The sequence below is a fragment of the Methylomonas stagni genome (assembly GCF_050154735.1).
Lineage (GTDB): Bacteria > Pseudomonadota > Gammaproteobacteria > Methylococcales > Methylomonadaceae > Methylomonas > Methylomonas koyamae_A.
Genome location: NZ_CP189557.1, coordinates 2,303,510 through 2,318,063 on the forward strand (window position 1 = coordinate 2,303,510; position 14,554 = coordinate 2,318,063).

A 14,554-nucleotide genomic window follows, 5' to 3' on the forward strand; every position below is an offset into this window, starting at 1 on the left:
GTTAAAGGCGCGCGTCCTTGCGCTGGGTTAACCACCGGTTTTTCGGTGTCCGGGCCGTCATCGCGGATATGGCGTTAAGCTTTGCGGGCGCCCTCGGCGCGTTGCCTCCGGCCGGCAAGCCCGAGACTCGCCGATGCGCCGCTTAAGAACAGCCAGACAGCGCCGGGCAGCGGTACCGGCGATGCGTCCGCCGATTCCAGATGGGAACTAATGCCGGCTTGGGCGTAGAGCTGTCGAGTAGCGCCGGCTGCTAAGCCAAAATGAAACGTGGCGGTATCCGCCGCCGCTTGCTGATCGTCCGGATCGCCGCTAAACGCGTCGGCCGAGACATAGTCGAAGCCGGAATTCGAGCCGCCCTCGTCCCAGTAATCGAACAAAATGCTGGTGCTGGCGAATTCGCCGTGAGCGGCCGCTTGCAGTGCGTACTGAAAATCAACGGCCAAGTTGTAGCTATACGGACCGTTGTTGTTCAATTCCAGGCCGAATAATCCCGTCAACAAGCTGTCGACGCTGCCTGAGTTAACGTTGCCGCCGACGGAATACAAACCGGTGAACTTGCCGCTAACCGTAGCGGCGGCCGGATTGGGACTGTAAGACTGGTACTGGCCGTCGCCGCCGACGACTGCGTAAAAGTTTTGGTCGTCGCTAGCTTGCTGATAGGTTCCGAGGATGGACAAGCCCGTCCTGTCGCCGGCCGTGGGATTGGTGCTGTCTAAAATGCCGATCGAGTAGCTCAGCGTGACGATGCTGTCGTAGCTGGCGGATGCGTGGGCAGAATTTAGCCGGCACAGGCTTAGCGCCAATGCGAGGCCTAGGTTTAGCGGTCTAAAAAACGCTGTTTTCATAGTGGTTTCCGAATGGTGGGAGTCGATACGCGCGCGGGCCAGCCTTAGGGCGACGGCGCTAAAAACGGGGTAATCGGCGCGGCCGCGCCGTCGGCGCCGACCGCCGGCAAGGTCAGCGTTTCGTCCTTGGCCAAATCGGCACCCAGCGAATTGCCGGCTTCAACTTGCACATCGTTGCCGACGTGGCCGTGGGCGACGGTTAATTGCGGATGGTCGAACGGGGCTTTTTGGTAGCGCACCCGTTCGTCGGTCAGCGCTTTCAGGAAATTACTCAGATCGTCGGTGTTTTGCGGGTTGATCAAATTCGCCGCGATCGGGCCGATCACGCCGTGCAATTCCGGACTGGCGAAATTGCCGTGCCTGGCGTAGAACTCGATGACTTGCACCAGCGTCGCCATGCCACCGTTGTGCATGTAAGGCCCGGTCAATTCGACGTTGCGCAGGGTCGGTACCTTGAACGCGGCGTTGGTCGCCACGGCCATTTTGTTGCCGTTGCGGTTTGCCTGAGCGGCCGCGACGGTCGGGATATAGGCCGTGACCGGATTGGCGTTGCGGCAGTTTTGGTTGCGCGCCGTGCCTTCGCGGCTGCCATCGGCCTGGATGCCGTCGCCGGGCAGGAAAATATTGCTGAGCGGTGCGTTCAAGTTGACCGCCAGCGGAATCAGAAAGTCGCAGCTACGCACGTTGTCGATCGGCAAATCGAAGACCCCGGCGTTATTACCGGCCAGATATTCCACGTATTGGGCCGCGAACGACAGCGGCTGGCCGAAGGGATCGACGCCGGCCACGCCGGGATCGGTATCCGGCTGAGTCACGCCGACATTGGTGTAGCCCAAATCCATCAGGCGCGGCAGATTCGAGCCGGTATTGTCGCGAGTAACCGGATTGACATAGCGGGAGATGCCGGCGCCGGCGGCAATATTATTGGGACCGAAGGCATTGGGGCCGTACGCGATGGGGGTTGCGGGCGGGCCGAAGGTGACGCCCGGCGTCGGCGTAACCAATGCGGCATTCGTCGCCACTGCCGCCAAACTAAGCGTTGGTCCGGCGTGGCACAACGAGCAGTTATTGTTAACGAAAAGACTAACGCCGCGTTTCAGCGACGCGACCAGCGCCGGATCGGATACATTGGACCAAGTCGGAATCATGGCCGCATCCAGCGGGCTTAAATCCAGCGGAGATTGGTCGGATACCAAGGTCGATTCGTACAATTGAATCGCCAGGCCGAAAAACATCGCGAAGTTGGCTTCCATCTGGTTGTAGGCCGCACCGCCGTTGGCCGGGGCACCGAATTTGCCGACACCGCTGTAAGCCCAATATTGGGAGTTGAAAGCCTGGATGACCAGGTTTTTGTAGGTGGTTTTCAAGCCCGGCTTCAGGTCGCCGGCGCTGCTATTGCTTAACCCGCCCAACACGCTGTCTTGCGGATGTACCGGCTGGCTTTGCAGCGGTTGGCGATTGAGCAATTTGCGGCCGATGTCCGGCCAGGTGCGGCCGTGGCAGCCCATTTCGATGTCGTTGAAAATCGGCGGCGCCACCGCTTGCGAGGCCAACGCCGAGTTGATCAGATTCAAGCGTTGTTTGACGACGGTCCTGGCGTTGACTTTGAGCCACACGCCGGCATCCGGATCGCGCGGACCCCACGGACTGCTGCCGTTGAAGCTGTTGTTGGCGCGGCCGTCCCAGAAGTTGCGGTGGTTGAACACCGCGTTAATCACGGTTGGCGCATTGCGCGGCGTGACCTTGCGGGTACCGATGTGGCCGACGTTAAACACCTCGTTGGCGCCGCGCCGGCATTGGTCGTTGGCACCACTGAAGGTCGAAGTGCCTTGAAACTCGCCGCCGAAGCTGCCGGCCGAGCCGGCCACGTCGTCGGTGTTATAAATCAGCGTGCTGTTGTCAGTGACATTGCCGAAGCGTTGCAACGGAAAGTCTTCGGCCATCAGCGTGTGATTGGGACCGCCGGCGCCGGACGGCAAGGCATCGAAGGTTTGCCCGGCCGGTTGCGCCGAATTTTGTCCCGGATTGATCTGGTTCTTGACCCGGCCGTCAGCGCCGGCGCTGAAATGGCAGGAGGCGCAGGCCTGACCGTCTGAGCCGAGGTTTTGGTCCCAGAACAGCGCCTTACCCAGGGCGATCGCGGCGTTTTTATCGACCACGATCGGATTAGCGCCGTCCAGCAGGCCGGGTACCGGCGGTAGAGGCACGCCGTGCAGCGACACCGGTAGAGGGCCGGCGGCCTGCAAGGTCATCACGGCGGACAGCAGAGCGCCGCCGCAAAGCATTCGATACATGGCACGCATGGAAAATTCTCGCGACTGTTTTTACAAGTTATCAGGTGACTCGGCGTAGCCGGTCGCACACCAAGGGATCGGCGTGGGTCCGGCGTGCGCCGAACCGAAGGATTTAAGCGGCTATAACGCGTTTGCGCGATTGGAATGCCAATCCCAGCACGCCGCTCAGCATCATCCAAGCCGCGGCCGGCAACGGTACCGCGTTGACCACGGTCAAGCTGCTCAAGTTGGACATGTAGCGTCCGCCTCGAGTGTCGCCGGGAATGATCGTGCGGAAGACCCCGGCACTGCCCAAACCGCTGCCTATGCCGTCGGCGTAAGCAATCAGGTCAGGCATGCCGCTAGCTTGCCGCGCCAGGATCTCGCCGAGCGAGTAGACCACGGTGTAATTGTCGGTAGCGGTCGCGACCACATAGGAAGTTTTCAGCGATGACGGATTGGTCGAGATACCGGACGCCACCAATAAATCCCACATCGACACGCCGGTGAATCCGGTCGCCGAACCCGTCGCCAAATTGCTGAAAGTCGTAATCGGGATCAGCGAGCCCGGTAAGTTGGCCAGCGAGTAGCTACCGGGATTGCTTACCGCACCACCGACCGTGAATGAATTCGCTATACCGCCACTCCCTGTTCCCTGCCAAGCGACATGACCGACATCCAAACTGGTCAGGCTGGTCACGCTGGCACCGTCGGCCGCGATCAGGCTGGGCGCGGCCAAGACGCCGTTGCTGTCTTGAAAGGCAATGATGTCCTGGGCTCCCCCGAAGTTGCCGCCGAGCTGATTGCCCATCGTGTACACGGCGCTACCGTTATTACCGGTCGCAACCACAAATTCACGTAAGAGATCGTTTTTCGGGCCATTCGCGCTGTTGGGCTGCGTGGCGACATAGCTGTTCAAATAACTATACAGCGACACGCCGGTATAGGTATTGCCGCCGACCGTTACCGACGTAGCGGCGCCGAAAGCTTGCAGATCGGCGATGCTGAAACTTGCCGGGCTACCGCTTTTCAGGTAACCGCTCAGCATGACATCCGCCTCGGCGCTTGCCGGCAGCGACAGCGTAATGACCGAAGCGGCCAAGACGGTACGAGCTATCGATTTCAGGTTTTGCATGGTTTTCTTCCTCTGGTTCAAATAAAGTGGTCCGTGCGTTTTTAAAGTCGCGGCTGTTAGCCCAAGTCCCCAGCAGTCCTATACCAAGTACCAAGCGCAGGAAGCCACATGCCGTTCCGCCGCCAAGTCCCAAACAAAGCCTGTATTTAAGATGACCCTGGCGACGAGAATTTTTTCGATTTGTTATATCCGTCAAAATATATCGACGTTATGCACAATAAGTTATAACGAAATTGTTTGTCAATCCGGGTTTTTTGGACTAGCCACTGCCAGCATGAGCCTGGAAGCTACTCTGACAATCGGGGCTACGGGGGAGGCATCAGACTAAGGCGATAGGTTTTTACATATATTCAATCGTTAGCTTTTTAGTTAAGCCGCGAACAAATTGAATAACAGGCTTCATTGAAAATACCTGAGAAATAGTATGGTTCACGATCGTTTACCCTAAAAAGAGCAGTTTGGCGATGAAAAATCCCGTTCGTCCTGAGCTTGTCGAAGGGCGCGCGGGATTTTTCATTCACCCGTTTGGTGAGTGTATTGCGAGCCGTCCATGCTTCGACGTTGCTCAGCACGAACGGCCCGCAATACACGCCAACTGCCCTTTTTAGGTTTACCGCTTCGCCTGTCAATCGACGCCCGCCGTCGCGCTGCAGCGTCGGTTTATTGCAATTCGGAAGCCCATACCTGAAACGCCGAAAGTTCGGCAACGACTCGTCGACGAGTGGCGAGCCCTCGGCCTGACGGAAGTAAGCCATAAGCGCTAAGCCGAGCCGGCCTAATGCCCGCTTCGGCAACCGGTTAACGACTAACGCGCACTTAGCCTTCTGCTTGTCTTTGCCAAACGGCGACGCCGGCGACCCTGGTTTTGCCGCGCGCGATTCAAGCCGGCTTTATATCGAACGCAATGCAGATGCGTTCCTGGTCGGAATTGAACGGAATGGTGCGGTGGAACAGCGAGGATGGGAACAACACCAAGTCGCCGACTTTTTGATCGACAATTTGGGTCGGGAAGTCGTCGTGCAGGCGCGGGTAATCGTCGCCATCGGTGCCGTATTCGAAGCTGCCTTCGTGGCTATCGCATTTATCCGGCAGTTGCAGATACACGCAACCGCTGATCCAACCTTCCTCGTGGATGTGGGAAGTCAGATAGCCGCCCTGATTCATCCGTAAATACCAGGAACTGGCAAACTCCAGGGCTTTCGGAAAGCGCCGGATCAACGCGTCGTCGCTACCGGCGAAGTGGTCCCGGTAGGCTTTGACTTTGGCGCGGATCAACATCGCCAACTGCTGGAACGACGCTTCCGGCCGTTGCAGCAAATTCCCCGCCGATTGCATGCCGTAATATAAACGGCCCTGCTTGCGCTCGGCGATGGCCAGGTGTTTGACGTCGTCCAACAATTGACTCAGCAATGCGCTATTCGGGTCGGCCAATTCTTCGATAAACGTATGCCGGACAAACCTCATCGGGTCGCGACAATAGCCGTAAGCGTCCACTTGGCGAAAATTGGTGGCGTAATGGGTCGCCAGGCTGCCCAGCAACACCGAGCCATGACGATCTTCAGCAATGAACTGATCCAAACGCTGTTTAAACGCGTCGAACTGGCCGGTTTTATACAGGCATAAAAGCACCCGCTCTTGGGCATCGGCAAAATCGGAGGCGGCAAAATACGGTATCGCCTGCTCGAACTGGCCGCCCAGACAATAACTTTCGCCGAGATTGTAATTGGCCCGGCCGTGCTCGGCGTTGGCTTGCAAGGCGGCGCGGTAACAGCGCACCGCTTCGTCCATATTGGCTTGATCGCGGTAAATCTCGCCCAGGTCGCTCCAGGCGTCGGCGAATTGCGGGTCCAGCCGCAGGGCTTCCCGAAAGGCCTCGATGGCTTGGTCGTGGGCGCCTTGATCGTACAAATTGGTACCGAGATTGAAATAGCCCAGCGCGTCGGCGTTGATTTCCAAGGCCTTGAGGTAACACTGTTCGGCGGCTTTCAGGTCGCCGACCGTCTGCAACACCGCGCCCCAGTTGGCCCAGGCCTGAAAATAGCCGGGCTGCTGTTCCACCGCCTGCCGGTAATGCGTCGCCGCCTCCTGCCACTGACTTTGCTGTTGTAAAAGCGCGCCGAGGTTGAAATGGGCGACCGTCAAATCCGGCTTGATTTGCAAGGCCTTGCGATAGGCGGCCATCGCGCCCTTGGCGTCGTTAAGCTGGGTGTAAATCGCGCCGAGGTTAAAGTGAATTTCGGCGATGTTGGGATCGAGCGCGATCATCTTGCGAAAGCTGGCGGCCGCCTCGCGCAATTTGCCTTGCGCCTGTTGACACATGCCCAATAAATTCAAGGCCGGCAGCGATTTGGGAAATGCCGAGGCCAACGCTTGCGCCCGGACCTCGGCCAACGCCACTTGTCCGGCTTGAAACAGTTGGTGAATGGCTTGTAATTCCGCCGGTTGCGGTTGCTTGAGTGGGGCTTTCATAACGGCTGTCGGCATTCGAAAAGACGAGGCGCGCAGCATACCGCAAACCGCGCCGACGCGGCAAAGCCGGCCGGTTGTTCAACTGCGATCGCGGGCTGCCAAACCTTCGCGCATTCGGCGGTTTTCGGCTTGCAAGTCTTCGATTTCTGCTAGCAGGCCGGCGACGCGCTGCTGGATTTGCGCTTCGGTAAAACGCGGCGTGATGTGCTTCGGGCAATTCCAGTCGTAAGCTTTTACATCAATGACGATGGCCCGCTCGACGCCGGCTTCGGCTGGCAAAGCCGTCAGCCAATCGGCCGCTCCCAATTCGACGATGCGGGCCACGCCCCAGATTTTCAACCGGCGCCGCGCCGCGTAGTCCATCAGAATCAACGCCACCCGCCCGTCCGCATCCAGATTGCCGACGCTGATGTACTGGCGGTTGCCGCGCACATCGGCGTAAGCCAGCGTGCGTGGGTCCAACACTTTTAGAAAGCCGGGCCGGCCGCCGCGAAACTGCACGTAGGGCCAACCGGTTTCGCCGACGCTGGCCTGATAAAAGCCGTCGCGCTCGGCGACGAAGGCCTGCTCGGTCTCGCCCAGCTCGGCGCGCGGATCGGCGGCGGTTTCGAAACCGAGATTGCCGTCCCGGCTGCCGTAACGGTTCTGCGCCGCGCGCACCGAATCGGTAAAACAAATGTCGGCAAAGGCTCTGGACATGGCGATCTACCTCGATTGCGGAAAGATGAAAATAATGGATGTTTTTTGTTGAAGCTTCGCGGCTTCGGCCAACCGGGCCATTCCCTTCGACTCCGCTCAGGGAACGGACCCTTCGACTCCGCTCAGGGAACGCGCCAGTTCGCCTCCGCTCAGGGAACGCGCCAGTTCGCCTCCGCTCAGGGAACGCGCCTGTTCAACTCCACTCAGGGAACGCGCCCGTTCAACTCCGCACAGGGAACCGTCCGGTTCAACTCCGATCTGGGAGCCCGCCGGTTCATCTCCGCTCGGGAAACGCGCCCGTTCAACTCTGCTCAGGGAACGCGCCCGTTCGACTCCGCTCGGGGAACGCGCCCGTTCAACTCCGTTCAGGGATCCCACCGGTTCGCCTTCGCTCGCGGAATTCGCCGGTTCGTCTCCGGATGGCGTCGAATCTAACCGAAAGGGCCTTCGGGCCTTCCCTGCACGGAGTAGAATTTAACCGAAGGGACCGCCGGCCGTACCCTGCACGGAGTCGAATGTATCACCGGGCGTTCCCTGAGCAGAGCCGAAGGGTCCGTTCCCTGAGCGGAGCCGAAGAGTCCGTTCCCTGAGCGGAGCCGAAGGGAACTTAAAACCTCAAGCGGCCAAGCAATAGACTCCCGCCCACTCAAACGGCATGATCAAACCCGATCAAGCCGATGCGCTCGGCCGTTGCCCGACTCGATCCCGCCAGTCGCGCAAGTTCGTGCAAGTTTCCGGAATGCCAATCTGCAGCAGGTCGATCAAGGCCAGACCGGCAAACAACGTGATGTCCGGCATCGTCAACTGTTCGCCCATCACATAACGCCGGCCGCGCAGCACGCTGTCGAAATAATGCATGCCCCTGATCGCCACCTGGCGCTGGTATTCGCCCCATTCCTTAATTTGGATCGGCTCCAGCTTGCCCAAACCGACCGTGGCGTGATGGAAATAATCGCTGGCGGCGTCCAGCACCAAGGCCTCGGCGCGGCGTTGCAGCATGTGGATTTGCGCGCGCTGTTGGGCGGTTTCGCCGGTCAAAACCGGCGTGCCGGCGCTATGGTCCAGATACTCGGTAATCGCGGTGCACTCGGCAATCGCCGTGCCGTCGTCCAGCACCAACACCGGCACCTTGCCGACCGGATTCAGCTGCAAAAACTCGGGACGTTTATGTTCGCCGTTCGGCACGTCGACCTGAATAAACTCGATACGGTCGGTCAAGCCTTTTTCGGCGGCGGCCATCCGGGCGCGGAGCGGGTTGGGGAAAGCGCGGAATTCGTAAATTTTCATAAAAACCTCTGTAATGTAGGGAATGATGGAATCGGGTTGCGGCCGGCCTTTGCCAACCGTGGGGACAGTGTATTGACTACCTCGAATAAACAGAATACGGACAAACTACAATTCACTATTCCGTTTATCGGAATAAAATAGGTGTTCAAGCGCCGCTTACCGACCCCGGTTCGGATCGATTTAAGGAGGTGGAGGATGGATAAACTGCAAGCGATGACGGTATTCGTCGCGGTCGCCGAAGCGCAAAGCTTTGCCGGCGCCGCCCGGCGTTTGGCGATGTCGCCGCCGGCGGTGACGCGAGCGATTACCGCGTTGGAAGAACGTTTGCAGGTCAAGCTGCTGCAGCGCACCACCCGGCTGGTGCGGGTTACCGATGCCGGCCAGCGTTATCTGGAAGACGCCAAGCGGATATTGGCCGACGTCGACGAAGCCGACGAAGCCGCCGCCGGCATCAACGCCGAGCCCGCCGGCCACCTAGCCGTCACCGCGCCGGCGCAGTTCGGCAAGTTATACGTGATGCCCGGCATCGTCGATTATCTGCAACGCTACCCGGCAATGAGCGTGACGGCGATGTTCGTCGACCGGGTGGTCAATCTGTTGGAAGAAGGCATGGATGTCGGCATCCGCATCGGCGAATTGCCGGACTCCAGTTTGCGGGCGCTGCGCGTCGGCCAAGTGCGGCCGGTGGTGTGCGCGGCGCCGGAATATTTAAAGCGCCACGAAGCCCCCAACCACCCGAGCGAACTGGCCGGCCATGCCCTAATCGCCGCCGGCGGCCTCAGTGCTGGTCCGGACTGGCGCTTCGGCAGCGGCGCGGACGCGCTCAGCGTGCGGGTCCAACCCCGACTGGTCACGACCACGATAGACGCCGCCATCGAAGCCGCCGTGCTGGGCTTGGGTCTGACTCGCCTGCTGTCCTACCAAGTCGCCCCCTACCTCGCCAGCGGCCAACTGCAAACCGTGCTAAACCGCCATGAACCGCCGCCGGTCCCGATCCACGTCCTGCACCGCGAAGGCCGCTACGCCTCGGCCAAGGTCAGAAGCTTCGTCGATTTGATTTCCGAGCGGTTGCGAAGGGAAGCGCGGTGGTTGTGAGGCGATAAAAGCGGCTTTGGTGGTGTCGCTATGATGCCTCTGAACACCGTTCACAGTATCGCCTACGAATGTTCGACGTGAAGTTGTGCAACGGCGGTTTTCAAGATAATCTGCAGGTCAATTCAAGATAATTTTTTAGGGCTGTATTCGTAACTTTTTGATATTGTTTGTCAATACAAACAATATCAAAGATATAAGAATCGCCATTTCAAGAAAACCCACACCATGCCCGCATTTAATCACTACGATTTGACTCTACTCAACCCGGCGTTCGATTCGCCGTTGGTGGACGTGTTGACGGAGCTCGAATACTTGCGGCGCTTGCAATTGGGCGGCACTACACCGCCGCAGGTGTTTTTTCAATTGAAACGAATTTTCCATATGCTGGAAAGTTTAGGTTCGGCGCGGATCGAGGGCAATCATACAACCCTGGCCGATTACGTGGAGAGCAAACTGGACGGCGGCCCGCAACCGCCAAGCGATCAGTTGCGCGAAATGGTCAACCTCGAAACCGCGATGGACTTCATCGAAGAACACTTCGATCCCGGCGCGGAGCTGACCGAACACTTTATCCGCGAGCTGCACGCGATGACGGTCGATAGTTTGGAACGCGAAGGCGATGCCACGCCGGGCGCGTATCGGCAACGGCCGGTACAAATCGCGCAAGCGGAGCATTTGCCGCCCGAAGCGCTGTTGGTGCCCGGCTATATGTCCGAGCTAGTGGCGTTTATCAATGCGGGTGATCCCAAAAAATACGATTTGATCAAAGTCGCCCTGGCTCATCATCGCTTTGGCTGGATACACCCGTTCGGTAACGGCAACGGCCGCGTTGTTCGGTTGCTGACCTATGCGCTGTTGATCAAATACGGGTTTAACGTCAACACCGGCGGCCGTGTGTTAAACCCGACCGCCGTATTTTGCAACGACCGCGACCGCTATTACGCCATGCTCGCCCAAGCCGATAAGGGCACTGGCGCGGGTTTGGAAAATTGGTGCGTCTACGTACTGCAAGGCATTTTGGACGAATTGCGCAAACTGGACCAATTAGCCGACTTCGGCTATTTGGGCGCCAAAATCCTGGCTCCGGCATTAGCCTACGCCCGCGAGCGGGAATTGATCACGACGCAGGAAGAAAAGATTTTGCACATCGCGGCAAAAGCCGGCACCGCCAAAGCCGCCGATTTCGAAAGCGCCATGCCCAACATGACCGGCATGCAACGCACTTATCAAATAAAAAAGCTGGTCGAACGCCAAATGCTGCAACCCATCAAGCCCGGCGCAAGACAATACACGATAGGCTTCAGCAGCAGCTTTTTGATACGCGGCGTGATTTTGGCGCTATCGAACGAAGGGTTTATTCCGGCTTCTTTGAACAGTGCGGCGGGCCGTTAGAGCTATCTACAACGGATGTTTGGCATTGATTCAAAGTGGTCGTATCGGTCTGATTGTCTGCGACCGAACAAAACCAGCCGCCGAATACGGTACGATGAAGAAGAGCAATGTAATCAACCTGTTGAATCGAGAAGAGAAAGCTACCCATGGCCGAGTTGATCCGGCAGAGCGCCCGTAGGCTGATTTAACAGGCGACCACACTAAGTTAGCGGTCTATTTGCAAGGCTTCAGCGAAGGGAAGCCGAAGCCCATTTAGTGAAAAGTCACCGGACGAGTGCGCGGTCTGCATGCCTCCGAATACGCTATGTTACTCGGAGCGGGCTACTATCAAACACTCTCGAATGCCAGAGTGTTTCCAGGATATTTAGCCTAACAATGCATTGCAACGAAAAAGCTGCTGAATGCGGTGTCATGCCGCAGGAAAGAGTTTTGCAACTCGCTGAAGGTGTGAGATTAGTCATGAATCAAGATTGGATTTTCCAAACAAAAGAAACTCGCCGAGCCTTTTCGAACGCGACTTGGGTCCCGTTGAGGGCGTCAATAAATGACGAGAAGGGGAATGTTAAAAACATTGACCACATCAGCGAATATTTTGGCTGTGGGTCTGCCGCATTTCCACCAGAGCATCGTGAATTGGTTGAGGAGCGTCTAGGCTGGAGCGATATTGGAATAGGTCATACCGTAGCGCCTTATGCATACAAAGATGGCTACTACGCATCTATTGATCAATTTCAGTACAACGATAAGGAGCCAATAGGCTTTAACCTGGTCTTCGAACATCCTCAGCCTGTCGTTGGTGGGAAACGATGGATATTGAATCCTGATTTGGTAGTTGCGCTCCGCCTGATAAAAGAAGGTACAAATTGGGTTAGACCTGAAGAGGACTTCGTTGTAGTGGCCCGTGAGAGTTTTGATGAAAAAGGCGAACATCGCCTGATCGAGATCAAGCGGGAATTTCTCCTTGACTATTTGGCAGCAAGAAATCTATCACTTCGACTCTCTTACTACCGCCAAAGAGTGGAAAATGTGTCACTGCTTGAAAGCAGCGATTACGCAAATCTAAAAGACCATAAAGAGGAGCGAGACGGAGGCCGATTTGAACTTCGAATTCGCGCCATTAATGACGTTTTCGGAGGGAGCTGGGCGATGTTCCGTGCTTGGCGAACGGACGTCGATGAAGATGAAGACGCCCCAGTGATGGGAGCAGAAAACGACCACAACACTGGCCATGAAAGCTCGCAAGGACAACGTGGCGGCTATGAAGGTGTTCGGGTTGAGGGTGAATTCTGGCGAGATGAATGGATTGAACATAAATCTCAAAGTATCAGAGTTCGAGGAGATACTGAGACGAATCTCCCTCAGTTCATCGTCGAGACTGATGGAAAACGCATGGCATCTTCCGAACTGGATAGCGAGGATATCGGTCGATGGCTTTGGTTTCGTTCAAGCGTAGTGATAGACCTACTAGGCCACCGCGGCTTCGCCCTGAAGTGGTACACGGCGGAGACCGGTGCTATTTGCTCAACCTCCGGATATGCTACACACTTTGGTATAAATTCCGCCGACTTGCTAACGATCTACGCATACGACATCGCTCGTCTCCCTGCTTGGGAACAGCACATCTGGGCAGCGCACAACGTTGTTCCAGAGGGGAAGGTATCAGGAGAATTGCTATCGGCGCAAGTCAAGGCCCAACCGGCGTCTACACATGCGGTCGAGGAGATGCTCTTTCAGAGCATGCGAATGCTCGAACAAGGCTTCCGCGACAAGTTTGGGGTTGACTTGTTCAGCCATGAAATCGATGACGAATCGGCTATGCAGCAAGTGTCTCGCTTTCACAGCAGGGACCAAGCTTCTTTACTAAGACTGGCGAAAGAACTTGTCCGCGTCTTCTCTGATCGACTCAACATTCGCGACCTTCGCAAACTTTCGACACACGCAGAAAAAGAAAAGCTTGGTTCAAATAAGCTTCTGCAAGATATCTTGTCCCAGAAGGTTGGAATCGATAAGGCCCGCCAAGTCTTTGCCGAAATTGCTGGCGCCTATGATATGCGCGTCGGTGATGCGCATCCGACCGGATCAAAGGTTACAGATGCCATCAAGCTTGCTGGCATTGACCAAAGCGATTCGTATCTAAGACAAGGTGAGCAGCTTATCCACAACTTCGGGCGATCTATTTGGTTTACTGGCAAATATCTGTTTGGATGACCTGAACGACATGAAAGCTAGGCGGCAGCCACATAACAATTCGCTAACATCAGCGTATAAAAAGAGCAGCCGGGTGGGGGGCACGGTGTTTGTGTTCACGCGAATTGAAACGGTGGGCAAATTTGCCCACCCTACGGCTGGCATTTTGACCTGATTTACAAGCCCCCACATCTCACGCCCATTTGACCACCCCGTGAAGATTTCGTGACTTTTCCGATTGCACAATGGCCGCGCCATTTGGCATTCACATTAAGGAGAATCACGATGCAGAAAAACCACGCTTTTGCGCTGTCGGCGCTGTTGTTGGCGGCTGGCGCCGCTCCGTTGAGTTCGGCCGAGGCGGCTCAAGTCACGCTGAGTTTCAGCAATCTGTCCGCCGCCAACGGGCCGGCCTTGAGTCCGTTTTTCATCGCCTTGCACGACGGTACCTTCGACGCGTTCGATGTCGGCACCACGGCTTCGTCGGCCATCGAAGCGATTGCCGAGTTAGGCAGCGGCGCCGGCTTGTCGTCGGCGTTCGCGGCCAGCGGCGCGGCGGCGGCCGGCGGTACCAGCGCGACGGTGACCGCGTCGGTCAACGCCTTCGGCCCCGGCATTTTCCTGCCCGGTGCTAAGGGCAGCGTCACCCTGGATCTGGACCCGGTTAAAAACCGCTACCTGAGTTATTTCGCGATGGTGGTGCCGTCCAACGACCGTTTCGTCGGCAACGACTCGCCGACCGAAATCGAATTGTTCGACGCCCAAGGCCATTTCACCGGCGGCACCTTCGTCGAGAACGGTAGCAGCATTTGGGACGCCGGCACCGAACTGGACGGCACCACCGGCGCGGCTTTCTTGGCCGGTTCCAATGCCTTGGACAGTCCGGCACAAAACGGCACGATTCAGGCCAACCACGACTTCGCGGTCTACGCCGGCCTGGCGACCGCAGCCGGTTACAATTTTACCGACCTGCCCGGCGCCGATACGCCGTTGCTGCAAATCAGCGCGGTGTCGCAAGTGCCGGTACCGGCGGCGGCTTGGTTGTTCGGCAGCGCGTTGCCGTTGTTCGGTTGGCTGCGGCGGCGGGCGCCTGCGTCGGCTTTGCCGGCTTGAGGCACTCGGCTTAACTCGGTGGAGTACAAATCTAGATTTGTACTCTGATCGGCGCCCGG

Annotated in this window: 11 protein-coding genes; 4 read left to right on the top strand and 7 right to left on the bottom strand. The window is 57.5% G+C overall.

What is annotated here, in order from left to right; genetic code table 11:
- Positions 1–74: 74 nt before the first annotated feature.
- From ACP4CD_RS10785 to ACP4CD_RS10815, 7 genes are all read right to left on the bottom strand, one after another.
- The gene (locus tag ACP4CD_RS10785) at positions 75–845 is read right to left on the bottom strand and encodes a hypothetical protein (protein WP_426994546.1); all 771 of its coding nucleotides are present in this window, start codon (positions 843–845) and stop codon (positions 75–77) included.
- A 44-nt stretch (positions 846–889) separates the two neighbouring features.
- Positions 890–3,148 (bottom strand): cytochrome c peroxidase, encoded by a 2,259-nt coding sequence (locus tag ACP4CD_RS10790; protein ID WP_426994547.1) that lies wholly within the window; start codon positions 3,146–3,148, stop codon positions 890–892.
- A 103-nt stretch (positions 3,149–3,251) separates the two neighbouring features.
- Positions 3,252–4,253, bottom strand: coding sequence for a VPLPA-CTERM sorting domain-containing protein (locus tag ACP4CD_RS10795; RefSeq protein WP_426994548.1), 1,002 nt, complete (start codon positions 4,251–4,253; stop codon positions 3,252–3,254).
- A gap of 365 nt (positions 4,254–4,618) precedes the next feature.
- Positions 4,619–5,008, bottom strand: a complete 390-nt coding sequence (locus ACP4CD_RS10800) for a hypothetical protein (RefSeq protein WP_313728698.1) — start codon at positions 5,006–5,008, stop codon at positions 4,619–4,621.
- A gap of 124 nt (positions 5,009–5,132) precedes the next feature.
- Complete coding sequence (locus tag ACP4CD_RS10805; RefSeq protein WP_426994549.1) at positions 5,133–6,722, bottom strand: tetratricopeptide repeat protein; 1,590 nt, start codon at positions 6,720–6,722, stop codon at positions 5,133–5,135.
- A 78-nt stretch (positions 6,723–6,800) separates the two neighbouring features.
- Positions 6,801–7,421, bottom strand: coding sequence for a pyridoxamine 5'-phosphate oxidase family protein (locus ACP4CD_RS10810; RefSeq protein WP_426994550.1), 621 nt, complete (start codon positions 7,419–7,421; stop codon positions 6,801–6,803).
- 669 nt (positions 7,422–8,090) lie between these two features.
- On the bottom strand, positions 8,091–8,708 hold the full coding sequence (locus tag ACP4CD_RS10815; protein WP_426994551.1) for a glutathione S-transferase family protein: 618 nt from the start codon (positions 8,706–8,708) through the stop codon (positions 8,091–8,093).
- Positions 8,709–8,903: 195 nt separating this feature from the next.
- Between ACP4CD_RS10815 and ACP4CD_RS10820 the strand changes: the two genes are divergently transcribed.
- The 4 genes from ACP4CD_RS10820 (at position 8,904) to ACP4CD_RS10835 (ending at position 14,495) form a co-directional block, all read left to right on the top strand.
- Entirely contained in the window at positions 8,904–9,803 is a 900-nt protein-coding gene (locus ACP4CD_RS10820) for a LysR family transcriptional regulator (protein WP_426994552.1), read from the top strand.
- A gap of 225 nt (positions 9,804–10,028) precedes the next feature.
- Positions 10,029–11,195, top strand: coding sequence for a Fic family protein (locus tag ACP4CD_RS10825; protein WP_426994553.1), 1,167 nt, complete (start codon positions 10,029–10,031; stop codon positions 11,193–11,195).
- 375 nt (positions 11,196–11,570) lie between these two features.
- Complete coding sequence (locus tag ACP4CD_RS10830) at positions 11,571–13,403, top strand: hypothetical protein (protein ID WP_426994554.1); 1,833 nt, start codon at positions 11,571–11,573, stop codon at positions 13,401–13,403.
- Between the two features lie 264 nt (positions 13,404–13,667).
- On the top strand, positions 13,668–14,495 hold the full coding sequence (locus tag ACP4CD_RS10835) for a spondin domain-containing protein (protein ID WP_281022582.1): 828 nt from the start codon (positions 13,668–13,670) through the stop codon (positions 14,493–14,495).
- Positions 14,496–14,554 lie beyond the last annotated feature (59 nt).